Origin of the sequence: Rickettsia endosymbiont of Oedothorax gibbosus, assembly GCF_936269705.1 — a bacterium.
Taxonomy (GTDB): domain Bacteria; phylum Pseudomonadota; class Alphaproteobacteria; order Rickettsiales; family Rickettsiaceae; genus Tisiphia.
In genome coordinates, this window is record NZ_OW370493.1 from 1,146,386 (window position 1) to 1,169,198 (window position 22,813).

Here is a 22,813-nt window from a genome sequence, read left to right on the forward strand (position 1 = left end):
ATAGAATTCTTTAGCAAACAAGGAGAGCTAGAGATGAAAAAACAAGTAAGGCAATATAGTGCTGAGGAGAAAGCCAAAATTGTCATAGAAGCAATTAAGGGAGAGCTAACAATAGCCCAGATAACCAGTAAGTATGGTGTTCATGCAACACAGATAAGTAACTGGAAAAAACAAGGTCTTGAGTTGTTAGTACAAGGTTTTAAGAATAAAACACAGAGTGCTGATCCAAATCAGCAGGGGTTAATCAAGAATCTATATGAGCAAATTGGTCAGTTAAGCGTTGAGTGTGACTGGCTCAAAAAAAAATCTGCATTGTTTGGAATTAAAGGTTAGGTGTAATATGATAGAGCCTAATCATAATAAGTTAACAATTGTACAACAGTGTAAGTTATTGGATATTAGCAGGTCAACCTATTACTATCAACCTACTGGTATTAGTGAACAAGATATCAAGATTATGGCAATAATTGATGAGACCTATACTATGCATCCATATTATGGTATGCGGCGGATGGCTAAATATTTACAAGCCCAAGGTTTTTCGGTAGGTCATAAAGCTGTTAGACGTTACTACAAGATAATGGGTCTTGAAGCTGTTTATCCTAAAATAAATTTAAGCAAGAGGAATCAAGTGCATAAAATATATCCTTATTTACTAAAAGGATTAGAAATAGTATTGCCAAACCAGGTTTGGAGTGCAGATATAACGTATATAAGACTGAGCCAAGGGTTCGTATATTTAGTAGCTATTATTGACTGGTATAGTCGTTATATTCTAAGTTGGCGAATCTCCATTAGTTTGGAAAGTGAATTTTGTGTAACAGCCCTTGAAGACGCTATAGAAAAATATGGTATGCCAAAAATATTTAATACTGATCAAGGAGTACAATTTACCTCGGAGAATTTTATTAGTATGCTAAAGCTACATAATATCTTGATTAGTATGGATGGTAAGGGACGAGCCTTAGATAATATTTTTATTGAACGTTTTTGGCGATCATTAAAACAGGAAAAAATTTATCGGATTATTTTAACAACAGTAAAGGAGGCAAAGACAGCAATTAACGAATATATGGACTTTTATAATAGACAAAGGATGCATCAAGCTTTGGATTATAAAACTCCAGAATGTGTATATTTTGAAAAAAATATTGTATAAAAACAACAATTTAATTTTTGTGAATTATATCTCTATTTATCTAAATTTTTGTCTAGACAAAGGGGACCACCTTACTTTGTCTATTATAAAAGTCCATATATTCGTTAATTGCTGTCTTTGCCTCCTTTACTGTTGTTAAAATAATCCGATAAATTTTTTCCTGTTTTAATGATCGCCAAAAACGTTCAATAAAAATATTATCTAAGGCTCGTCCCTTACCATCCATACTAATCAAGATATTATGTAGCTTTAGCATACTAATAAAATTCTCCGAGGTAAATTGTACTCCTTGATCAGTATTAAATATTTTTGGCATACCATATTTTTCTATAGCGTCTTCAAGGGCTGTTACACAAAATTCACTTTCCAAACTAATGGAGATTCGCCAACTTAGAATATAACGACTATACCAGTCAATAATACCAATTGCAATAATTAACACGGTGTGTTTATCCAGTCTCTATACATAATTGATTTTACTAAATCTACATTATGAGCAAATTGATTCCAAGCGTAACAAGCCATAGTGACGATATCTTCATATACACCATAACATTGGTTAGACAAGAAATGATTTTTGATCCATTCCCAAACTTGTTCCATTGCATTAAGTTCCGGTGCATAGGGCGGAAGCGGTATCAAAGTGATATTGCTTGGCACAGTTAGTTTTTTGGCTGTGTGCCAACCTGCATTATCCGTTAGTAAAGCTATATGTCGGTTGCCTTGAATACTGCGAGAAAGCTCTTCTAAGAATTTATTCATTGCCTGTGTGTTTGCATATGGTAAAATTAATGCAAAAGCTTCTCCTGTATCATGGCAAGCAGCTCCATAAATATATGTTGAAATGAATTGCTGTTGCCGAACTTTACGGGGTCTAGTGCCACGCTTAGCCCATATACGAGTTAAGCTACCTTGTTGCCCAACTCGAGTTTCATCCTGAGACCATATATCAACTTTACATCTATCGATATTTTTTGGTAATAATTTTGTTAACATGTCTGGGAAGTTTTTTTATATGTATTTTGAGTCTCTTGATTTGACTTTGGATGCATTGAACGAGAAGTAATCCAGCTAAAACCAAGGCGGTGCATAGTATTGTAGACTGTTTTTAAAGCGCATTTAGCACCATATTCCTCAAGTAACATGATATGTAGCTCCTTTCCAGTTATATACCCACCAGTTTTACTTTCACTGAGCGTATTGATTTTATCAAAAAGAGCAGACTCTTGTATAGTGTTAATCTTCCTAGGGGCGCCGCTTCTTTGTGATTCAAATAATCCTTCAAAACCATGATTCCTAAATCTTCTGAGCCATGATTGCACAGTTTTCCAGTGTGACTTCACTATTTCAGATATGGCTTTTAAAGATTTGCCTAATTGAAGGTGATACATCGCCAATAAACGTATACGATTTCGACCATGCGGCTCATGTTTCATCATTTTTATAAAATCATGACCATGAAAACCTTGTGGTAATATTAACCTAGCCATTTGAGTACCTTTATCAGTTAAAAACCCATTTTACACCACTGCGTTAATTATTGCAATTGGTATAATAGCTACTAAATATACGAACCCTTGGCTCAGTCTTATATACGTTATATCTGCACTCCAAACCTGGTTTGGCAATACTATTTCTAATCCTTTTAGTAAATAAGGATATATTTTATGCACTTGATTCCTCTTGCTTAAATTTATTTTAGGATAAACAGCTTCAAGACCCATTATCTTGTAGTAACGTCTAACAGCTTTACGACCTACCGAAAAACCTTGGGCTTGTAAATATTTAGCCATCCGCCGCATACCATAATATGGATGCATAGTATAGGTCTCATCAATTATTGCCATAATCTTGATATCTTGTTCACTAATACCAGTAGGTTGATAGTAATAGGTTGACCTGCTAATATCCAATAACTTACACTGTTGTACAATTGTTAACTCAATGATAGGTAAGCCACTAGTTTGACTAGTGAGACCATCAAGGCTTGGCCTTTAGATTTAGTATAAAATAAAAAGTTATCATATATAACTTCTTTGGCTTGACGGTCAAAGGAGAAAATATATGACAACATACGAAAGTTTAAATCATTCTAAATGGGATTGCAAATATCATATTACGTCAATTCGGGATAAGGATATTGTGAACATGTAGATTAAAATCAAATTTTGTTGAAGGTTTATTTTTCTTTAATGAGTAAGCAACAAGAGTAGATAATATATGGACAAAGGCATTTATTGGTGATCTATGTCTAGTATGTTCAAGGTTCATTTTATTTTTTAGATAATCAAAAACTGTTTCAATTAAGTTACGCTTTCGAAGTAAGATTTTTTCTTTCAAATCCATTAATTTATTTTCCATATTCTTCTTAATTCCATGAATCATTTTTAAGCCTCTTTCATATAAATTTAAGAACAAATTTTGCTTAATATAACCTTTATCAGCTGCTATAATTCCAGTTAATCTTTTTGTTAACTCCGGTACTGGAACCCTATCATCTACATTGCCTTTGGTCACTTTTAATGCCATAAACTCCCCTTTATTATTGATTATTACATGTAATTTAAAACCATAAAAATACCCCATAGAGGATTTACTATGTTTGGCTAATCCTTTAAAAACTTTATTGCTATAACGCCTTTTATTGTGACAAGCTTTAATCGTTGTAGAGTCAATAAAATAAATACCTGTTTCCTCACCAAACAACAAATGAATCAACATATTTAGCGGTATGAATAATCGTGCCATTAATTCAACAAATCTATTATAACTCAAGGCTTTGGGAAAATCATCCTTATGCATGCACTCTATATAACTTTTATAGAAAAATTTAAAATTCTTAGCATAGGATGTATGAAACATAATTATTATTGTTAACATTTCACTTAGACTCATGCTACAACAGCGATTTCTTTGCTTATTTGATGGTAATAACTTTCTCTGTTCATACTCCAAATAAATTTTACAAAAATCATCTATAAAACTATATAATTCTGTGATATCTTTTTTCATGCCTGTAGTTTGTTTTTTTGTTTAAAAATATAAATACTGCAGGCACTCCTTTTTGACAATCCTTTTATCTATTACTATTTCATCTATATCTTATCCCGAACTGACGTGCTATAGTATTTTTTGACTGTTTAGTAGTAAAAGTACGTCAAGATAAACGAATTATCAATAAGTCTGTATATGTAGCATTAGGTATTGATTTATCTGGAAGGAAGGATATTTTAGGATTGTGGAACAGTGAAAATGAAGGAGCTAAATTTTGGCTTGGTAATTTTACTGAGATGAAGAACAGAGGTATGCAAGACATGCTTATTGCTTGCAGTGATAATTTAACCGGTATGTCTGAGGCAATAGAAGCAGTTTTTCCGAAAACCGAACATCAATTATGTATTGTACATCAGATTAGAAATAGTTTAAAATATATATCATATAAAGACCGAAAAGAATTAGCGGCTGATTTAAAGCCTATATATACTGCTAGCACAGAGGAAGAAGCACATCTTGCTTTAGAATCTTTTGAAGCTAAATGGAGTAAACAGTATCCACAAATTGCTAAATCTTGGTATGTTCATTGGGAAAATTTAATGGTTTTTCTAGAATACCCTGAGGCGATAAGGAAAGTAATATACACAACTAATAGTATAGAATCTGTCAATAGCCAATTACGTAAGGTTACTAAGAATAAAAGGGTTTTTCCAAATGATAATGCCGTTTTTAAGACCTTATATTTGGCAATTGATTATATGACCAAGAAATGGGTTATGCCGATTCCGAACTGGAACGCAGCTATGGCTCACTTTTTGATAAAATTTGAAGGTAGAATTTAAGCCCTATGAAAAATTTACACACTTAATTAGAAAGGCTCAGTTTTTTTGTAATAGCTAGTTGTATTTTTTATAGCTATCATCAAAAACGACCATCTTATTTGGCAGCTATTGGACTGTTATTAGTTATTTTTTATGTTGTTGCTGTTAAATTTCAAGCACAATTTATTGCCCCAATTTTAATTTTGTTTGTATTATCAGTTTCTCTTAAAGCTAACTGGTTTATTAGGATAATAGTAACTATTATTCTTTCTTTAGTAATAATAGAGGGGAATAATTATCTTGCTAAGCATTTTTCTACGGATAGTCATGCAAACCAATTACGCCAACTATTTGACATAGCAGGAGTGATTGTTGCAATAGATAATGATGATTTACTACCAGATTATGTCAAAGAAGATAAAAATTTATATAGTTTTGAAAAGCTTAAATCCCTCTATACACCGACTTTAGTTAATGCTTTAGTTTTTGGTGATGATCGGAATTTATAATTCAACATCAGACCCTATAAAGCTACAAGAGCTGGAATCTAGTTATGTAAAAGCTGTAACCCATTATCCACTAGCCTGGATATTGCATGAAGGTGGTATTTATAAAAATAAAATGGCAATATCGCTTATAAGTGGTCATGGATATGTTAATTTTCACTTAAATTATGTCTAGATATGCAATTCTTCCTGATTTAAGATAGAATCCATAGCAATTATCTTTTATCTAAATTTTCAAAAAAATATTTATCTAAATAATAAAACAACGTTTTTGTTGAATAAGTTTATGGCAAACTTCAAGTAGCTTACGCATACAAGCAACTATCGCAACTTTCTTAGGTTTAAAATTATTAACAAGCCTATTGTATAAAGTTTTTAAATATTGAAAACCATTTTTGCCAGTTAATACCGCCATGTATAAAGCATCCCGTGGTATTTTTCTGCCTCCCCTAATAAATCTTCGTCCTTGCTTATTACCACTATCACGGGCGTACGGAGCTATCCCCACAATTGCTGACAATTCATTACTACTATAATTTTTATCCCCTAATTCAGGTACAAAACTAATTAGTTTTGTAGCCAAACATTTACCAATACCAGGTACAGTCTCTAATATTTTTACCTTCTCTTTTAACTCTTCTGACTCATCTATTGTTTTGTTTAACTTCTTATCAAGCTCAGCTATTTCATTTTGTAAGAATTTAATGTGTTTTTCTATACTATCTTTATCAATACCATCAATACTATGATGTAGTCTTTTCTTTTCATTGCTAAGCATTAATACTAAATCTTCTCGTCTTTGCTTATATCTCTTCAAATTCTCTGATTCAACTTGATATATATAATTCGCTGAAAGCTGCATCTTATCACTATAATATGCTAATTTAAATGCATCCTTCCTATCAGTTTTACACAAATTTACCGATTTACTAAAAGAATTAAAACTATATGTATTGACCTTATGTATTTGTTGCTTATTATTATACAGCTTTTGACAAATCTCAGCTTCGTATCCTCCAGTGGGTTCACATATTATTAGCTTAATCTCTTGCTCTTTTGCTAATTTAATCACCTCTTCATGACCAGCTGCATCATTGGCAAAACGATGATATTTAGGTTTATCGCTTGTATTATATACACATATATCAAGCCATTGTTTACTTACATCTAGACCTATTATTTTACTCATGATATAATCTCCTTCGTCTTATTGTGCAAGGCTGCTACTTCCAACACCTTCTGCAATTTGTTCAAAGCAAACTTTGTAAGAGGGTACTTATTCTATGCTCGATTATCTCAATCAAGTACCCCTCAAATCACCCTCTTACCATTACTTATATCATAATTTAAAGATATAAGTATCCTACAATTTTTGTAAAGATGGTATTAGGATAGAAAAAAGTTTTTGTTTGGGAGGTATTAATAATGTGGATATTAACTGCGTTATGGCTGTTGTAGATTGATAAAAAGCATTTTTGATATGATCAAAGCCATAGGTAAATAATGAAAACAATTGTCTTTCAATGGTTTTGTACCGTTTTATTCGGATGGGATTTAAGGCATTTTGTATTATTCCATTTTTGACTATTAAAGCTGAAGCAATAGCAGTTATCACTAATAATTTTTCAAATCTATCCAATTTTACAATGTGACTTTTTTCAATATCAAAACCACCGCTTTTTAGGTGCAAAAATAGTCGTTCAACACTCCAACGAAATTTATATAAAGCAAAAATATCTTGCTCTATTTCAATTGAAGACACCAGAACCATCAGCTCGCTCTTATCATTTCTATATGCGGTAAAATTAACCTTTCTATTCCATAATATACCACTACAAGCCCTATACTCTAAGGCTTTAACATCACTAAATATTCTTTCAATGGTTAAAGTTCTTAAACCTTTTGTAAGACGAATTTTATGATCCATTTTTAATGGAATAACAAACTTTAGATGGTTATTTATCAGAAAGTCTAACCATTCTTTATTCATAAATTCTCTATCAGCAAGCAAATATTTTATTCTTTCAACGCCAAAATTATTAATAAATTTCTGTAAAAATTCCTTCATAAATTCTGCAGAACACCCGCCACCATGCGACAAAGTCTTCCAGAATATTGGCACCGATATTTTACCAATTACCATTACTAAAAATAAAATATTAATATCGGATTTACCAAATTTCCAACTTGTCCTATCCATTGCTACGACATAATTTTTTGAAGCAAAAAAGCTTAATAGCAAATAGCCAACCTTCATATAATCAAAATTAAAATCTTTTAAAAAACGATAAATTCTATGAGTTTTTGACGTCGCTTTAGCATCACCTAAAATACCAAGTGCTAAACCTTTTTGATAAATTGAGCTGCCCGTCAGCAAACTAATTACCATACCAACCAAACATTTTAATCTTGATTTATTTCCGTCTATATATAAAATCAATTCTTGAAGTATTATATTATGCATTTTGTAATAACATAAACAAACTGTTGGTGGTGAGCTATGGTAAAAATAAAACCTTCTTTCAAACTAGTGTGTTAGGAGAAAGAATATTTGAAAAGTAAGAAGGGAGGGATTATAAAGTTCTCGAATAATAACAACAAAATTGGAGAATATATTATGATCCCTCTTACGGAGATTTTCTGCTTAATTGATGATTTTTGCAAGCATTTTGATACGGAGCAAAATAAATATATATTACCAAATCCTAACCGTAAGCGTAAAGTAGTTTGCAGTATAGGACTCTCAGAGATTATTACTATTATAGTAATGTTTCACTTGAGTCACTACCGTACCTTTAAAGATTTTTATTTATGCTGCCTATGTCAAAGTTATAGAAAGGAATTTCCAAAACTTGTGAGCTATAGTCGTTTTGTTCAGTTAATGCCAATGAGCTTCATGCCCATGGTGTTACTGCTAAAAAGCCTATCAGGAAAACAAACTGGTCAATATTATATCGACTCTACTAAACTTCCTGCTTGCCATAATTTAAGAATTAATAGACATAAAGTATTCAAAGACATAGCAAAAAGAGGTAAGACTTCCACTGGGTGGTTCTTTGGTTGTAAGCTACATATTGTCATTAACAGTTGCGGAGAGATTATGAGTTTTTCTTTAACTCCAGGAAATGTTGATGATAGAGCAGTGGTGGAAAATTTAGTAGATAAATTACAAGGCTGGCTTTTTGGTGATCGTGGGTATATCAGTAAAAAACTCACTCAATCCCTTGCTAATCAAGGTTTAGAACTAATAACAAAAATTAAAAGTAATATGAAAGAAAGAATAATAGATCCTATTAAAAAGCGGTTTTTAAATAAAAGGTATATTATTGAAACCATTAACGATCAACTAAAAAACCTTTGTCATATAGACCATACAAGGCACAGATCTGTTATGAATTTTCAAACTAACGTATTAGCTGGACTGCTTGCCTATGTTTTTAAGCCTAATAAAATTTCTGTAGCTTTTGGAAAATTAAACAATCTCAACCTTCCTCTTACATCAAACTGAGGTTAATATAATACTTCAAGAATTGATTTTATATATAGACGGAAATAAATCAAGATTAAAATGTTTGTTTGGTATGGTAATTAGTTTGCTGACGGGCAGCTCAATTTATCAAAAAGGTTTAGCACTTGGTATTTTAGGTGATGCTAAAGCGACGTCAAAAACTCATAGAATTTATCGTTTTTTAAAAGATTTTAATTTTGATTATATGAAGGTTGGCTATTTGCTATTAAGCTTTTTTGCTTCAAAAAATTATGTCGTAGCAATGGATAGGACAAGTTGGAAATTTGGTAAATCCGATATTAATATTTTATTTTTAGTAATGGTAATTGGTAAAATATCGGTGCCAATATTCTGGAAGACTTTGTCGCATGGTGGCGGGTGTTCTGCAGAATTTATGAAGGAATTTTTACAGAAATTTATTAATAATTTTGGCGTTGAAAGAATAAAATATTTGCTTGCTGATAGAGAATTTATGAATAAAGAATGGTTAGACTTTCTGATAAATAACCATCTAAAGTTTGTTATTCCATTAAAAATGGATCATAAAATTCGTCTTACAAAAGGTTTAAGAACTTTAACCATTGAAAGAATATTTAGTGATGTTAAAGCCTTAGAGTATAGGGCTTGTAGTGGTATATTATGGAATAGAAAGGTTAATTTTACCGCATATAGAAATGATAAGAGCGAGCTGATGGTTCTGGTGTCTTCAATTGAAATAGAGCAAGATATTTTTGCTTTATATAAATTTCGTTGGAGTGTTGAACGACTATTTTTGCACCTAAAAAGCGGTGGTTTTGATATTGAAAAAAGTCACATTGTAAAATTGGATAGATTTGAAAAATTATTAGTGATAACTGCTATTGCTTCAGCTTTAATAGTCAAAAATGGAATAATACAAAATGCCTTAAATCCCATCCGAATAAAACGGTACAAAACCATTGAAAGACAATTGTTTTCATTATTTACCTATGGCTTTGATCATATCAAAAATGCTTTTTATCAATCTACAACAGCCATAACGCAGCTAATATCCACATTATTAATACCTCCCAAACAAAAACTTTTTTCTATCCTAATACCATCTTTACAAAAATTGTAGGGTACTTATATCTTTAAATTATGATATAAGTAATGGTAAGAGGGTGATTTGAGGGGTACTTGATTGAGATAATCGAGCATAGAATAAGTACCCTCTTACAAAGTTTGCTTTGAACAAATTGCAGAAGGTGTTGGAAGTAGCAGCCTTGCACAATAAGACGAAGGAGATTATATCATGAGTAAAATAATAGGTCTAGATGTAAGTAAACAATGGCTTGATATATGTGTATATAATACAAGCGATAAACCTAAATATCATCGTTTTGCCAATGATGCAGCTGGTCATGAAGAGGTGATTAAATTAGCAAAAGAGCAAGAGATTAAGCTAATAATATGTGAACCCACTGGAGGATACGAAGCTGAGATTTGTCAAAAGCTGTATAATAATAAGCAACAAATACATAAGGTCAATACATATAGTTTTAATTCTTTTAGTAAATCGGTAAATTTGTGTAAAACTGATAGGAAGGATGCATTTAAATTAGCATATTATGGTGATAAGATGCAGCTTTCAGCGAATTATATATATCAAGTTGAATCAGAGAATTTGAAGAGATATAAGCAAAGACGAGAAGATTTAGTATTAATGCTTAGCAATGAAAAGAAAAGACTACATCATAGTATTGATGGTATTGATAAAGATAGTATAGAAAAACACATTAAATTCTTACAAAATGAAATAGCTGAGCTTGATAAGAAGTTAAACAAAACAATAGATGAGTCAGAAGAGTTAAAAGAGAAGGTAAAAATATTAGAGACTGTACCTGGTATTGGTAAATGTTTGGCTACAAAACTAATTAGTTTTGTACCTGAATTAGGGGATAAAAATTATAGTAGTAATGAATTGTCAGCAATTGTGGGGATAGCTCCGTACGCCCATGATAGTGGTAATAAGCAAGGACGAAGATTTATTAGGGGAGGCAGAAAAATACCACGGGATGCTTTATACATGGCGGTATTAACTGGCAAAAATGAGTCTGTCCTATAGTTTGTGTAAGTTGCAAAGAAAGCAGTAAGAGATTACTGTAAAAAAAGTAACTTAAGCAAGCAAGCAAGGAGGAATTATGGCTAAAAAATTAGATACAGATAAAGATACATTAAACATCAGTAATCAGCTAGTAGAAGAATTATTATCAAAAGCAGATCCATCGGAGTTATTTGGTCGAGATGGTTTATTTCAACAGCTAAAGAAGCAAATAGTTGAGAAAATATTAGCAAGTGAGTTGGATCATGAATTAGGATATTCAAAACATAGCAAGATGGCAAAAGTAGATAATAATCGTCGTAATGGTAGCTATGAGAAGACAGTAATTGATGGGGATGGTCGTAAGCTGACAGTAGAAGTACCAAGAGATCGGGAAGGAGAGTATAATCCTCAATTAATACCAAAAGGGCTGAGGAGATTTAATGGATTTGATGAGAAAGTGATACCAATTGCAATAATTAACGCAGTGGTGTAAAATGGGTTTTTAACTGATAAAGGTACTCAAATGGCTAGGTTAATATTACCACAAGGTTTTCATGGTCATGATTTTATAAAAATGATGAAACATGAGCCGCATGGTCGAAATCGTATACGTTTATTGGCGATGTATCACCTTCAATTAGGCAAATCTTTAAAAGCCATATCTGAAATAGTGAAGTCACACTGGAAAACTGTGCAATCATGGCTCAGAAGATTTAGGAATCATGGTTTTGAAGGATTATTTGAATCACAAAGAAGCGGCGCCCCTAGGAAGATTAACACTATACAAGAGTCTGCTCTTTTTGATAAAATCAATACGCTCAGTGAAAGTAAAACTGGTGGGTATATAACTGGAAAGGAGCTACATATCATGTTACTTGAGGAATATGGTGCTAAATGCGCTTTAAAAACAGTCTACAATACTATGCACCGCCTTGGTTTTAGCTGGATTACTTCTCGTTCAATGCATCCAAAGTCAAATCAAGAGACTCAAAATACATATAAAAAAACTTCCCAGACATGTTAACAAAATTATTACCAAAAAATATCGATAGATGTAAAGTTGATATATGGTCTCAGGATGAAACTCGAGTTGGGCAACAAGGTAGCTTAACTCGTATATGGGCTAAGCGTGGCACTAGACCCCGTAAAGTTCGGCAACAGCAATTCATTTCAACATATATTTATGGAGCTGCTTGCCATGATACAGGAGAAGCTTTTGCATTAATTTTAGTGCGCCACGAAGTGTAGATAAACTAGTTGTTGAAAGAACAGTCTTAGAAGTGTTGACCTAGCACACTAAGTATCGAGCCTTGGGCAGAAATTGGCAACAATTATGCTAAGCGTAGGCAGAGATATTACAGGCCGTAGTGATTGAGCCACGTTAAAAATGTTATATGAGATCGCAGACTTTGTTAAGATAAAGGAATGCAACATTATCTATATCGTAAATTAGGCAGATATAGGTTTAGGTTTCCGGGGTCGGAGAGCATGGCATGTAATAAAAGTTTATCTATGAACGTGGGATATCCTATATTCTCTTCCATTTTTTTTGAAGTATCAGCCGACAAGAGTAAAACCCAAGGGAGCTGAGAGGGGATATAGGAAGTCGGATGGATCATAGTAGTGTTGAAGCAGAGGAAAGTTTGTGGAGCGAAGGATCCTGGGTAAAATCGATCTTTTTAGGGAAATGTTATGATAACAACAGAATATCAAATAAATACAGAAACGAAACTAAAAAGAATAGCATGGTTATCCTCACAGGATAAGGGCAAGAGATTTAACAATCTCATGCATTTATTTAATGAAGAAGCACTTACCAAATGTTACCAAGAGCTTGATGTAAATAGAGCGGTGGGAACAGATGGTATGGACAAATCGAGCTATAGCTTAAACCTTACAGAAAATATCAGAGAATTGGTTAAGAAACTAAAGAACATGGTATATAAACCAGGGAATATACTAGAGGTAAAGATACCAAAGGAAGGAAGCCCGGGTAAGTATAGGACTTTAGGGATTAGCAATTTTGAAGATAAGCTTTGCCAAAAGATGATGAAGAAGGTACTTGAAAATATCTATGAGCCATTATTCCTTAAGTGTTCCTACGGTTTCAGGGCAGGGATTGGATGTCATGATGCAGTAAGGGAGCTTTCTAAACATCTTTATGAAAATGAGGTTGAGAGCATAATAGACTTAGACTTAGCGAACTTTTTTTGGTACATTGGATAGGAAGATATTGATCGAAATATTACGGGAGAAGGTTCAGGATGAGAGGCTAATTAGGTATTTAATCCGTATGTTTAAGGCGGGAGTATTATCTGATGGAGAGTTAACTATCCTAGAAGAAGGGGTAATTGCAGGAAGTATTGTAAGCCCCATACTTGCGAATATATTTGCTCACTATGTACTAGATGAATGGATTAAAAAAGTAGTAACCCAGCATTGCAGTGGTACGGTAGAATTATTTCGCTACTGTGACGATGCAGTGATATGCTGTAGATATGAAGAGGATGCAAAGAAGATTAAAGTAGTTCTTGTGAAACGACTTGAAAAGTACAAACTTAAACTTAATGAAGAAAAGACCAAATTGGTCAGATTTTCAAAGAACCAGTTGTCTCGAGGCATAAAACAGGAGTCCTTTGATTTTCTAGGATTTACCTTTTATCTGGGAAAGTCTAGGAATGGTAGAATAATACCTAAGTTAAAGAGCAGTGGAAAAAGGATAAGCACCAAGTTAAAGAAAGTTAATGATTGGTGTAAAGGCATTAGAAACAAATACAAACTACCTATCATATGGACAATCTTTTGCAGTAAGCTTAGAGGACATATCCAATATTATGGAGTGTCGCACAATTGCGATGCCGTAAATGGTTTCATATGGAAGGCGGTTAAAATAATGTTCAAATGGCTAAATAGACGCAGTCAGAAGAAATCATTTAACTGGGAACAATTTAGACTTTTTATTACACGCCATCCTTTGCCAAAGGTAAAAGTATATCATGTCATGTTTCAGTGAGCATACCGTGTAAATGATGATATCTTGAGCCCATTGCCTTAATAGGGCACGATGCGGTTCTAACGAGGGGCGTAATAGGTGACTATTACGTCTACTCCCCCCATATGCAAACACACAGGCAATGAATAAATTCTTAGAAGAGCTTTCTCGCAGTATTCAAGGCAACCGACATATAGCTTTACTAACGGATAATGCAGGTTGGCACACAGCCAAAAAACTAACTGTGCCAAGCAATATCACTTTGATACCGCTTCCGCCCTATGCACCGGAACTTAATGCAATGGAACAAGTTTGGGAATGGATCAAAAATCATTTCTTGTCTAACCAATGTTATGGTGTATATGAAGATATCGTCACTATGGCTTGTTACGCTTGGAATCAATTTGCTCATAATGTAGATTTAGTAAAATCAATTATGTATAGAGACTGGATAAACACACCGTGTTAATTATTGCAATTGGTATAAAATATAGGATCATGGTTGTCATCCCTGCGAAAGCAGGGATCTAAAAATACCCTGAGGTATTATAGATTCCCGCCTACGCGGGAATGATGGTATGGACGAGTGAAGCGAAATATGCTTTACTTGTACGGAGTCAGCTGAAAAATAGTTTTCAGCTGCTCCAAATTAAATAATAATTTAATTAATAGGTCCATACCATGATAAATAATAGCATAAAAAATACTATAATAGGAATAGATTTAGCAAAAAATAGTATGCACTTGGTGCAAGTCGATCAAAATGGCAAAAAAATAGGTTATCAAAAAGTTACAAGAGATGAGTTAATAGCCTATTTAAGCAATCTCGATAAAAGTTCATTGGTAGCTATGGAAGCATGTGGAGGAGCTAATTATTGGTCATAGGAAATTGCTAAGCTTGGTTTGCAAGTCAAACTAATGAAAACAAAAGATGTAAAAGTTTATGCTACATCGAAACAGAAAAATGATTATAACGATGCGTTAGCAATATGCAAAGCGGCTCGTGATCCAGAATTAAAAACTGTGCTTCCAAAAAGCAAAGAGGAACAAGATATAAAATTTTTGCATAAAATTAGAAGTAATACGATCAGAGATCGTGTGCAAAAAACTAATTCTACAATATCAAGTTTATGTGAATATGGCTATAATACAAAATTAAGTAAAAATAAATTTTGCAAATCATGTAGGCTGGAGGTAGAGTTAGCGTATAGTAAAGGTTATATAAATTCTGGGATACGGTCAATTTTACTTTTAGAATGTAAAGAAATTGAGGATTTATGTGACAAAGAGAAAACTTTAGAAAAGCTGATTATCAGCAATAATAAGCAAAGTGAGAAAGCTACTAGGTTGCAGACAATTTTTGGCATTGGAGCAATCAATGCTAGTTGTTTGAGTGTAGCCCCAATGGAAAGTTATCCAACCCCGAGGGATTTTGCTGCTTCGCTTGGTTTGGTACCAAAGCAACATAGCTCAGGAGATAAGATAGTTTTAGGAGGGATTACCAAACAGGGAGATAGATATGCCAGAACTATGTTGATTCAAGCTGCAAGGACAATAGCAATAAGAGCAAAAAGTGGTAAGGAATCGAAAGATAAACTAGTGCAGTGGGCAGTGAAGAAATTTGCTGAAAATAAATCATATAATATTATATGTGTTGGTTTAGCAAATAAGTTAGCAAGGATTGCTTATGCAGTAGTCACCAATGGTAGCGAATATGTTGCAAATTAGTTTAGTTGAGAAAAAAGAAGAAACTATGTCAACTAAATAAAAATTGGTAATTGATAAATATTGCGAGTAAAGAATAGTAACAATAAAGAGAACGAAAGTTAAAGAGTTAATGAATAAGTATTCTGAATAAATCCGTAATTATGTCGAGGCTCTAGAAGCCGTGGGAATGAGAGGTCACTCAAGGATATTTATAAGAATGCAGAAACCATTATGGCACTCGATGCCGAATATATGACCGCTTCCTTTGTGGCTCTATTTTTTTATTTTCTTTGTTGACAAATTCACTCGTCCATATATGACAATAGTAAACGGCGATGACAATAATAAACGGGGATGGCAATAGTGTTTGCGGGTGAGTTATATATTATATATCAAATCTCAGCCCAGCAATTATGTTATGGAGTCTGTCCTATAGTTTGTGTAAGTTGCAAAGAAAGCAGTAAGAGATTACTGTAAAAAAAGTAACTTAAGCAAGCAAGGAGGAATTATGGCTAAAAAATTAGATACAGATAAAGATACATTAACCTGAGTTTGACGTAAGCACCAAACAAAATGCTAAGCATTATGTAATAACATAAACAAACTGTTGGTGGTGAGCTATGGTAAAAATAAAACCTTCTTTCAAACTAGTGTGTTAGGAGAAAGAATATTTGAAAAGTAAGAAGGGAGGGATTATAAAGTTCTCGAATAATAACAACAAAATTGGAGAATATATTATGATCCCTCTTACGGAGATTTTCGGCTCTGTACAAATAAGTGTGTAAATTTTTCAAAGGTTATATAAAAATATAATATAACAAAAGGAGAAATTATAATGCGTCACAAACAAAATGAAGCAATGAATCAAGCAATAGATTTATTAATAAATAATGATACAGATATATCAACTTTATTTAAAGAGGATGGTTTATTAAAACAATTAACCAAAAGGCTTGTAGAGAAGGCATTGCAGTCAGAGATGAATAATCACTTAGGATATGATAAATATTGTCATACTGATAGCAATAATGTTCGTAATGGTAGTAAAGTAAAGAATCTAGTAACAAATAATGGAGTTGTAGAGATTGAGGTTCCAAGGGATAGAAGTAGTACATTTGAACCTGCATTAATTCCGAAGCGTCAAAGACGTATTGAAGGATTTGATGATAAAATAATATCGTTATACGCTAAAGGAATGAGCTTATCTGATATTAAGATTCAAATGCAAGAATTGTATGGAGCTGACGTTAGCGAAAGTTTGATAAGTCAAATTACTGATGATGTAATTGAGGATGTCAAGATATGGCAAAGCCGACCATTGGATCGAGTATATGCTATAGTATTTTTTGACTGTTTAGTAGTAAAAGTACGTCAAGATAAACGAATTATCAATAAGTCTGTATATGTAGCATTAGGTATTGATTTATCTGGAAGGAAGGATATTTTAGGATTGTGGAACAGTGAAAATGAAGGAGCTAAATTTTGGCTTGGTAATTTTACTGAGATGAAGAACAGAGGTATGCAAGACATGCTTATTGCTTGCAGTGATAATTTAACCGGTATGTCTGAGGCAATAGAAGCAGTTTTTCCGAAAACCGAACATCAATTATGTATTGTACATCAGATTAGAAATAGTTTAAAATATGTATCATATAAAGACCGAAAAGAATTAGCGGCTGATTTAAAGCCTATATATACTGCTAGCACAGAGGAAGAAGCACATCTTGCTTTAGAATCTTTTGAAGCTAAATGGAGTAAACAGTATCCACAAATTGCTAAATCTTGGTATGTTCATTGGGAAAATTTAATGGTTTTTCTAGAATACCCTGAGGCGATAAGGAAAGTAATATACACAACTAATAGTATAGAATCTGTCAATAGCCAATTACGTAAGGTTACTAAGAATAAACGGGTTTTTCCAAATGATAATGCCGTTTTTAAGACCTTATATTTGGCAATTGATTATATGACCAAGAAATGGGTTATGCCGATTCCGAACTGGAACGCAGCTATGGCTCACTTTTTGATAAAATTTGAAGGTAGAATTTAAGCCCTATGAAAAATTTACACACTTAATTAGAAAGGCTCTAAATTTTCAAAAAAATATTTATCTAAATAATAGAGTCAATCGAGTCAATCATTTAATTTGTGTGTGCGTCAAGATAAGGTGCATTAATCTTACGGGTGAAAGTCCTGTTATGGAAGGAGTAGCTAGCTCCACCATATAGCGAGTCTTGTGCTGCTGAAGGTAACGACAGTAGTAAAGCGTAGACAGCGAAACATCCGAGCCGAAACCAAATGGTGAACGTGATAGCCCTGAAATGATATTGGTAGTGGAAGTCGATGTGCTACACAACGCAGTAGACAAGAGAAAACTAGAGGTCAAACTAGCGAAAATCCGAAAGTTTTCAACCATCGGGGTCTCAGGCGTCAGCGAGTTTGTAGAGATTAATGACACAACTTGAGAAGTCCTTATAACTCTTACTGAGTTAAGTAAGTATTCAAAGTACAAGTGCCGAAACATAAGGCTTTGGAGATGGTGTTAAGGATGGCTGAGTCAGTTGTAGTAGTGATGAAGCTTCGTAATGGGAGTGGAGCGAAGGGCTGACAGAAAGGTAAGAACGTAAGAGGGAAACAATGACCGTACACAGCATAGACGGAAATACATGGTCAACGAAACTTGAGCGTATAAAGTTGCTATCATCACAAAATCAAGACATAAAGTTTAATAATCTTGGACATATTATTGATTTAAAGATGTTAGAAGAACAATATAAGGAACTTGATAGCAAGAAAGCTGTAGGAATAGATGGTATAACCAAAGCGGTTTATGGTAAGAAGTTGGAAGCAAATTTGCTCTCGCTCCTTACTAAAATTCGCAAGGGGCAATATCAAGCTAAACCTGCACGAATTACATTGATTCCAAAAGAAGATGGAGGCAAAAGACCTTTGGTAATATCATGCTTTGAAGACAAGATAATCGAGTCGGCAGTAAGCAAGATATTAAACTCAGTGTTCGAGCCAATATTCTTAAAATGTTCTTACGGGTTTCGACCTAAATTAAACGCCCATGATGCACTTAAGGAGTTGAATAGACTTACGTATAACTTCAATAAAGGAGCTGTAGTTGAAATTGATATAACTAAGTGCTTCAATTCAATCAAACATTCTGAGTTGATGGGATTCCTAAGAAAGAGAATATCTGACAAAAGATTCCTAAGACTAGTTATGAAACTGATGGAAACACCAATTATAGAAAACGGCATTACAGTTACTAACAAGGAAGGATGCCGCCAAGGGTCTAAAACATCACCAATTTTGGCAAATGTCTTCCTACATTATGTTATTGACTGTTGGTTTGCTAAAATCAGCAAGGAAAACATAAGAGGGCAAACTGGAATGGTGAGGTATTGTGACGATATGGTGTTCGTCTTTGAGAATGAAGAAGACGCGAGGAAGTTTTATGAGGTTTTGCCCAAAAGATTAAACAAGTATGGCTTGAACATCAATGAAGCTAAATCGCAGATGATTCAGTCCGGTAGATACCATGCTGAGGACTTAGCTAAGCAAGGTAAGAAGATCAAGAGTTATAATTTTCTTGGCTTTACTTGCTATTGGGGTAAATCAAGGTTTGGTAACATATGGAGATTAAAATATACCACAAGGAAAGATCGATTTACCGAGAAGCTTAAAGGGCTAAGAGAATATCTACGAAGTCACCTTAATGAGAGGGGCAAAGAACAGATATTATTGCAAGTCATTAGAGCTACAAAGGGGTGGATCAATTATCATGGTATATCAGATAATCAAAGACGAGTAAGTTCATTTATTCACCAAACTAGGCGAGCAATATATGGGTGGTTTAATAGAATGGGTGGGAAGCGTAAGATGAATTGGCAAAGATTAGCTGAAATACTCAAAAGGGTCGACTTTCCAAATAAGTGGAAGACCATTTCAATGTTCTAAAACCAACAAAAAAAAATAGGGTACAAGCCTATCTTACCTTTCGGGAGCCGGATGCGGTAGCTCTGCATGTCCGGTTCTGAGGAGGGGCTTAACCAAGCAATTGGTTAGGTCTACTCACAAAGTTCATTTTTTATTTTCCAATAAATCATATTTAAAATCTCCACAAAGTATTTCAAATTGATTTAAAGCTAAAGACCAATCTTTAATAGGCATGGTCCATTTTTTGGCTGCATTTTGTAGGGATAAAAATATTATTTTTTGAATTGACTTATCATCTGGAAACACCCCCTTATTTTTGATAATTTTTCTAATTTGACGATTTACAGATTCTATAGTGTTAGTAGTATAAATTACCTTTCTGTTCTCTTCAGGAAAGGCAAAAAACGGTATTATCCCAGACCAATTACGTTGCCAAATATCAGAAATTACCGGATATTTTTTATCCCATTTTACACCAAATTGCTGAAGTTTTAAACGTGCCATTTCGTCATTATTAGCTGTATAAATTTGTTTTAGATCTGATGTGACCTCTTTTAAATCTTTATATGACACATACTTTACTGAATTGCGAACCATATGTACAATACATAATTGTACTATAGTACTCGGGAATACACTGCTTATAGCTTCTGGAAAGCCCTTTAAACCCCACACAAGCAACATAAATTTGTTCAATTCCTCGATTCTTTAACTCAGTAACTACTTGCATCCAAAATTTAGCACCTTCATTTTTGCCTATCCAAATGCTAAGGTGGTCCCCTTTGTCTAGACAAAAATTTAGATAAATAGAGATATAATTCACAAAAATTAAATTGTTGTTTTTATACAATATTTTTTTCAAAATATACACATTCTGGATTTTTATAATCCAAAGCTTGATGTATCCTTTGTCTATTATAAAAGTCCATATATTCGTTAATTGCTGTCTTTGCCTCCTTTACTGTTGTTAAAATAATCCGATAAATTTTTTCCTGTTTTAATGATCGCCAAAAACGTTCAATAAAAATATTATCTAAGGCTCGTCCCTTACCATCCATACTAATCAAGATATTATGTAGCTTTAGCATACTAATAAAATTCTCCGAGGTAAATTGTACTCCTTGATCAGTATTAAATATTTTTGGCATACCATATTTTTCTATAGCGTCTTCAAGGGCTGTTACACAAAATTCACTTTCCAAACTAATGGAGATTCGCCAACTTAGAATATAACGACTATACCAGTCAATAATAGCTACTAAATATACGAACCCTTGGCTCAGTCTTATATACGTTATATCTGCACTCCAAACCTGGTTTGGCAATACTATTTCTAATCCTTTTAGTAAATAAGGATATATTTTATGCGCTTGATTCCTCTTGCTTAAATTTATTTTAGGATAAACAGCTTCAAGACCCATTATCTTGTAGTAACGTCTAACAGCTTTACGACCTACCGAAAAACCTTGGGCTTGTAAATATTTAGCCATCCGCCGCATACCATAATATGGATGCATAGTATAGGTCTCATCAATTATTGCCATAATCTTGATATCTTGTTCACTAATACCAGTAGGTTGATAGTAATAGGTTGACCTGCTAATATCCAATAACTTACACTGTTGTACAATTGTTAACTTATTATGATTAGGCTCTATCATATTACACCTAACCTTTAATTCCAAACAATGCAGATTTTTTTTTGAGCCAGTCACACTCAACGCTTAACTGACCAATTTGCTCATATAGATTCTTGATTAACCCCTGCTGATTTGGATCAGCACTCTGTGTTTTATTCTTAAAACCTTGTACTAACAACTCAAGACCTTGTTTTTTCCAGTTACTGATCTGTGTTGCATGAACACCATACTTACTGGTTATCTGGGCTATTGTTAGCTCTCCCTTAATTGCTTCTATGACAATTTTGGCTTTCTCCTCAGCACTATATTGCCTTACTTGTTTTTTCATCTCTAGCTCTCCTTGTTTGCTAAAGAATTCTATCTCATTTTTCTTATTTTTCTGTCCAAAATATTGGAACCATTATACAATGGTAGCGAATATGTTGCAAATTAGTTTAGTTGAGAAAAAAGAAGAAACTATGTCAACTAAATAAAAATTGGTAATTGATAAATATTGCGAGTAAAGAATAGTAACAATAAAGAGAACGAAAGTTAAAGAGTTAATGAATAAGTATTCTGAATAAAATCCGTAATTATGTCGAGGCTCTAGAAGCCGTGGGAATGAGAGGTCACTCAAGGATATTTATAAGAATGCAGAAACCATTATGGCACTCGATGCCGAATATATGACCGCTTCCTTTGTGGCTCTATTTTTTTATTTTCTTTGTTGACAAATTCACTCGTCCATATATGACAATTTACAGCTCAATATTAAGAACTTATTCGGGATATCTATATATGCAGTTACAAGAAAAAATTTATGTTTTTTTATGTGTTTTATTTGTTGTGCTAATAGTAGTTAGTAACTTAGTATATCAGAAATTTGTTTATTTACCTATTTTCTCTATTTATACCTTTGAACTATCGGTTGGGGCGATTTTTTATCCGGTCACTTTTCTAATAACTAACTTAATATCTGAGTTTTATGGTAAAGAAAAAGCACAATTTTGTGTTAGATTGGCAACTAGTATAAATATTTTGGTATTATGTATTATCAGTTTCATGGGTTATCTACAAGCTACTACCTGGTCAAAAATTGACAATAATACTTTTGACTCGGTATTTGGGGCATATAGCGTATCACTATTTGGTTCAATAACAGCTAGTTATACAGCTCAGATGATAGATATAAGGCTTTATTTACTGATTCGCAAACTTACTAACAATAAATACCTTTTTCTAAGAAATTTGAGTAGTGCCATATCGTTATTTATTGATACATCGATTGTAGTTATCTTTGTTACAGTTATTGGGGTTGTACCTTATGAACAAATGATATCTTTAATATTTAACAGCTATTTATTCAAACTGTTTTTCACCATAGCAACTACCCCAATATTTTACTATGTGGTGTACTTTATTAGGAGTTGGAATTAAAACGATACTCTCAATTTTATCGAACCTTGATGGCTAGAGTATTTATTATTAGGCGGAGTG

General features: G+C 33.2%; 24 protein-coding genes and 4 pseudogenes. 17 read left to right on the plus strand and 11 right to left on the minus strand.

All coding sequences use genetic code 11. The features are described from left to right. Positions 1-33: 33 nt before the first annotated feature. Positions 34-1,159 (plus strand): annotated as a pseudogene (locus NBW66_RS06340) (IS3 family transposase). Positions 1,160-1,241: 82 nt separating this feature from the next. On the opposite strand, the pseudogene NBW66_RS06345 reads toward NBW66_RS06340, so the two are convergent. The 5 genes and pseudogenes from NBW66_RS06345 to NBW66_RS06365 form a co-directional block, all read right to left on the minus strand. After that, a pseudogene (locus NBW66_RS06345) lies at positions 1,242-1,616 on the minus strand (transposase); the annotation flags it as partial. Then, the gene (locus tag NBW66_RS06350) at positions 1,595-2,155 is read right to left on the minus strand and encodes an IS630 family transposase (protein ID WP_250310543.1); all 561 of its coding nucleotides are present in this window, start codon (positions 2,153-2,155) and stop codon (positions 1,595-1,597) included. The gene NBW66_RS06350 and the pseudogene NBW66_RS06345, both read right to left, overlap by 22 nt. Beyond that, a complete protein-coding gene (locus NBW66_RS06355; RefSeq protein WP_250310542.1) occupies positions 2,149-2,649 on the minus strand; it encodes a helix-turn-helix domain-containing protein in 501 nt (166 codons plus the stop codon). The genes NBW66_RS06350 and NBW66_RS06355 overlap by 7 nt, the downstream gene beginning before the upstream one ends. A 30-nt stretch (positions 2,650-2,679) precedes the next feature. Next, a complete protein-coding gene (locus tag NBW66_RS06360) occupies positions 2,680-3,072 on the minus strand; it encodes an IS3 family transposase (RefSeq protein WP_250312057.1) in 393 nt (130 codons plus the stop codon). A gap of 208 nt (positions 3,073-3,280) precedes the next feature. Continuing rightward, positions 3,281-4,171 carry an IS982 family transposase gene (locus tag NBW66_RS06365; RefSeq protein ID WP_250310582.1) on the minus strand — a complete coding sequence of 297 codons (891 nt, stop codon included), beginning with the start codon at positions 4,169-4,171 and terminating at the stop codon, positions 3,281-3,283. A gap of 110 nt (positions 4,172-4,281) precedes the next feature. Here NBW66_RS06365 and NBW66_RS06370 point away from each other — a divergent pair. Further along, positions 4,282-4,995, plus strand: a pseudogene (locus NBW66_RS06370) (IS256 family transposase); the annotation flags it as partial. 98 nt (positions 4,996-5,093) lie between these two features. Then, entirely contained in the window at positions 5,094-5,483 is a 390-nt protein-coding gene (locus NBW66_RS06375) for a hypothetical protein (protein ID WP_250312058.1), read from the plus strand. Positions 5,484-5,730: 247 nt separating this feature from the next. Here the strand turns inward: NBW66_RS06375 and NBW66_RS06380 are convergent, their stop codons facing one another. Together NBW66_RS06380 and NBW66_RS06385 are read right to left on the minus strand one after the other, a co-directional pair. Next, positions 5,731-6,669: an IS110 family RNA-guided transposase gene (locus NBW66_RS06380; RefSeq protein ID WP_250312059.1), complete on the minus strand. Its 939-nt coding sequence runs from the start codon at positions 6,667-6,669 to the stop codon at positions 5,731-5,733. A gap of 174 nt (positions 6,670-6,843) precedes the next feature. Next, positions 6,844-7,944 (minus strand): transposase, encoded by a 1,101-nt coding sequence (locus NBW66_RS06385; RefSeq protein ID WP_250310546.1) that lies wholly within the window; start codon positions 7,942-7,944, stop codon positions 6,844-6,846. Between the two features lie 153 nt (positions 7,945-8,097). Between NBW66_RS06385 and NBW66_RS06390 the strand changes: the two genes are divergently transcribed. The 13 genes and pseudogenes from NBW66_RS06390 to NBW66_RS06450 all read left to right on the plus strand — a co-directional run bounded on the left by NBW66_RS06390 (position 8,098) and on the right by NBW66_RS06450 (position 19,718). Then, positions 8,098-8,988 (plus strand): IS982 family transposase, encoded by an 891-nt coding sequence (locus NBW66_RS06390; protein WP_250310807.1) that lies wholly within the window; start codon positions 8,098-8,100, stop codon positions 8,986-8,988. A gap of 22 nt (positions 8,989-9,010) precedes the next feature. Next, entirely contained in the window at positions 9,011-10,087 is a 1,077-nt protein-coding gene (locus NBW66_RS06395; protein ID WP_250312060.1) for a transposase, read from the plus strand. A 174-nt stretch (positions 10,088-10,261) separates the two neighbouring features. Further along, positions 10,262-11,074 (plus strand): IS110 family transposase, encoded by an 813-nt coding sequence (locus tag NBW66_RS06400; RefSeq protein ID WP_250312061.1) that lies wholly within the window; start codon positions 10,262-10,264, stop codon positions 11,072-11,074. 76 nt (positions 11,075-11,150) lie between these two features. Further along, a complete protein-coding gene (locus NBW66_RS06405; protein ID WP_250312062.1) occupies positions 11,151-11,546 on the plus strand; it encodes a transposase in 396 nt (131 codons plus the stop codon). Positions 11,547-11,576: 30 nt separating this feature from the next. After that, entirely contained in the window at positions 11,577-12,077 is a 501-nt protein-coding gene (locus NBW66_RS06410) for a helix-turn-helix domain-containing protein (RefSeq protein WP_250310542.1), read from the plus strand. Then, the gene (locus NBW66_RS06415) at positions 12,071-12,301 is read left to right on the plus strand and encodes a hypothetical protein (protein WP_250310561.1); all 231 of its coding nucleotides are present in this window, start codon (positions 12,071-12,073) and stop codon (positions 12,299-12,301) included. The genes NBW66_RS06410 and NBW66_RS06415 overlap by 7 nt, the downstream gene beginning before the upstream one ends. A gap of 444 nt (positions 12,302-12,745) precedes the next feature. Further along, positions 12,746-13,279, plus strand: coding sequence for a reverse transcriptase domain-containing protein (locus NBW66_RS06420; protein WP_250310562.1), 534 nt, complete (start codon positions 12,746-12,748; stop codon positions 13,277-13,279). Next, positions 13,272-14,066 (plus strand): reverse transcriptase domain-containing protein, encoded by a 795-nt coding sequence (locus NBW66_RS06425; RefSeq protein WP_250310563.1) that lies wholly within the window; start codon positions 13,272-13,274, stop codon positions 14,064-14,066. The genes NBW66_RS06420 and NBW66_RS06425 overlap by 8 nt, the downstream gene beginning before the upstream one ends. Before the next feature lie 115 nt (positions 14,067-14,181). After that, positions 14,182-14,514: pseudogene (locus NBW66_RS06430) on the plus strand (transposase); the annotation flags it as partial. A 212-nt stretch (positions 14,515-14,726) separates the two neighbouring features. After that, a complete protein-coding gene (locus NBW66_RS06435) occupies positions 14,727-14,930 on the plus strand; it encodes a hypothetical protein (RefSeq protein WP_250310719.1) in 204 nt (67 codons plus the stop codon). Between the two features lie 18 nt (positions 14,931-14,948). Further along, entirely contained in the window at positions 14,949-15,773 is an 825-nt protein-coding gene (locus tag NBW66_RS06440; protein WP_284346677.1) for an IS110 family RNA-guided transposase, read from the plus strand. 814 nt (positions 15,774-16,587) lie between these two features. Beyond that, positions 16,588-17,802 carry an IS256 family transposase gene (locus NBW66_RS06445; RefSeq protein WP_250310568.1) on the plus strand — a complete coding sequence of 405 codons (1,215 nt, stop codon included), beginning with the start codon at positions 16,588-16,590 and terminating at the stop codon, positions 17,800-17,802. Positions 17,803-18,389: 587 nt separating this feature from the next. Beyond that, complete coding sequence (locus NBW66_RS06450) at positions 18,390-19,718, plus strand: reverse transcriptase domain-containing protein (protein WP_250310618.1); 1,329 nt, start codon at positions 18,390-18,392, stop codon at positions 19,716-19,718. A gap of 123 nt (positions 19,719-19,841) precedes the next feature. On the opposite strand, the gene NBW66_RS06455 is transcribed toward NBW66_RS06450, so the two are convergent. The 4 genes from NBW66_RS06455 to NBW66_RS06470 are packed head-to-tail and all read right to left on the minus strand — an operon-like array spanning position 19,842 to position 21,665. Beyond that, on the minus strand, positions 19,842-20,372 hold the full coding sequence (locus NBW66_RS06455; protein ID WP_250312149.1) for an IS256 family transposase: 531 nt from the start codon (positions 20,370-20,372) through the stop codon (positions 19,842-19,844). Then, entirely contained in the window at positions 20,260-20,520 is a 261-nt protein-coding gene (locus NBW66_RS15255; protein ID WP_250312063.1) for a transposase, read from the minus strand. Before NBW66_RS15255 ends, NBW66_RS06455 begins: the two co-directional genes overlap by 113 nt. 19 nt (positions 20,521-20,539) lie before the next feature. Further along, entirely contained in the window at positions 20,540-21,358 is an 819-nt protein-coding gene (locus NBW66_RS06465) for an IS3 family transposase (protein WP_250312064.1), read from the minus strand. Between the two features lie 7 nt (positions 21,359-21,365). After that, complete coding sequence (locus NBW66_RS06470; RefSeq protein WP_094649795.1) at positions 21,366-21,665, minus strand: transposase; 300 nt, start codon at positions 21,663-21,665, stop codon at positions 21,366-21,368. A gap of 449 nt (positions 21,666-22,114) precedes the next feature. Between NBW66_RS06470 and NBW66_RS06475 the strand changes: the two genes are divergently transcribed. Next, on the plus strand, positions 22,115-22,753 hold the full coding sequence (locus tag NBW66_RS06475; RefSeq protein WP_250312065.1) for a queuosine precursor transporter: 639 nt from the start codon (positions 22,115-22,117) through the stop codon (positions 22,751-22,753). Positions 22,754-22,813 lie beyond the last annotated feature (60 nt).

Excerpts from the sequence above, each read along its gene's own strand:
- NBW66_RS06420 (WP_250310562.1), top strand. The coding sequence starts at position 12,746 with ATGATAACAACAGAATATCAAATAAATACAGAAACGAAACTAAAAAGA.
- NBW66_RS06415 (WP_250310561.1), top strand. The coding sequence starts at position 12,071 with ATGTTAACAAAATTATTACCAAAAAATATCGATAGATGTAAAGTTGAT.
- NBW66_RS06350 (WP_250310543.1), bottom strand. The coding sequence starts at position 2,155 with ATGTTAACAAAATTATTACCAAAAAATATCGATAGATGTAAAGTTGAT.
- NBW66_RS06390 (WP_250310807.1), top strand. The coding sequence starts at position 8,098 with ATGATCCCTCTTACGGAGATTTTCTGCTTAATTGATGATTTTTGCAAG.
- NBW66_RS06410 (WP_250310542.1), top strand. The coding sequence starts at position 11,577 with ATGGCTAGGTTAATATTACCACAAGGTTTTCATGGTCATGATTTTATA.
- NBW66_RS06445 (WP_250310568.1), top strand. The coding sequence starts at position 16,588 with ATGCGTCACAAACAAAATGAAGCAATGAATCAAGCAATAGATTTATTA.
- NBW66_RS06380 (WP_250312059.1), bottom strand. The coding sequence starts at position 6,669 with ATGAGTAAAATAATAGGTCTAGATGTAAGTAAACAATGGCTTGATATA.
- NBW66_RS06470 (WP_094649795.1), bottom strand. The coding sequence starts at position 21,665 with ATGAAAAAACAAGTAAGGCAATATAGTGCTGAGGAGAAAGCCAAAATT.
- NBW66_RS06355 (WP_250310542.1), bottom strand. The coding sequence starts at position 2,649 with ATGGCTAGGTTAATATTACCACAAGGTTTTCATGGTCATGATTTTATA.
- NBW66_RS06385 (WP_250310546.1), bottom strand. The coding sequence starts at position 7,944 with ATGCATAATATAATACTTCAAGAATTGATTTTATATATAGACGGAAAT.
- NBW66_RS06435 (WP_250310719.1), top strand. The coding sequence starts at position 14,727 with ATGATAAATAATAGCATAAAAAATACTATAATAGGAATAGATTTAGCA.
- NBW66_RS06465 (WP_250312064.1), bottom strand. The coding sequence starts at position 21,358 with ATGATAGAGCCTAATCATAATAAGTTAACAATTGTACAACAGTGTAAG.
- NBW66_RS06400 (WP_250312061.1), top strand. The coding sequence starts at position 10,262 with ATGAGTAAAATAATAGGTCTAGATGTAAGTAAACAATGGCTTGATATA.
- NBW66_RS06475 (WP_250312065.1), top strand. The coding sequence starts at position 22,115 with ATGCAGTTACAAGAAAAAATTTATGTTTTTTTATGTGTTTTATTTGTT.
- NBW66_RS06365 (WP_250310582.1), bottom strand. The coding sequence starts at position 4,171 with ATGAAAAAAGATATCACAGAATTATATAGTTTTATAGATGATTTTTGT.
- NBW66_RS06450 (WP_250310618.1), top strand. The coding sequence starts at position 18,390 with ATGACCGTACACAGCATAGACGGAAATACATGGTCAACGAAACTTGAG.
- NBW66_RS06405 (WP_250312062.1), top strand. The coding sequence starts at position 11,151 with ATGGCTAAAAAATTAGATACAGATAAAGATACATTAAACATCAGTAAT.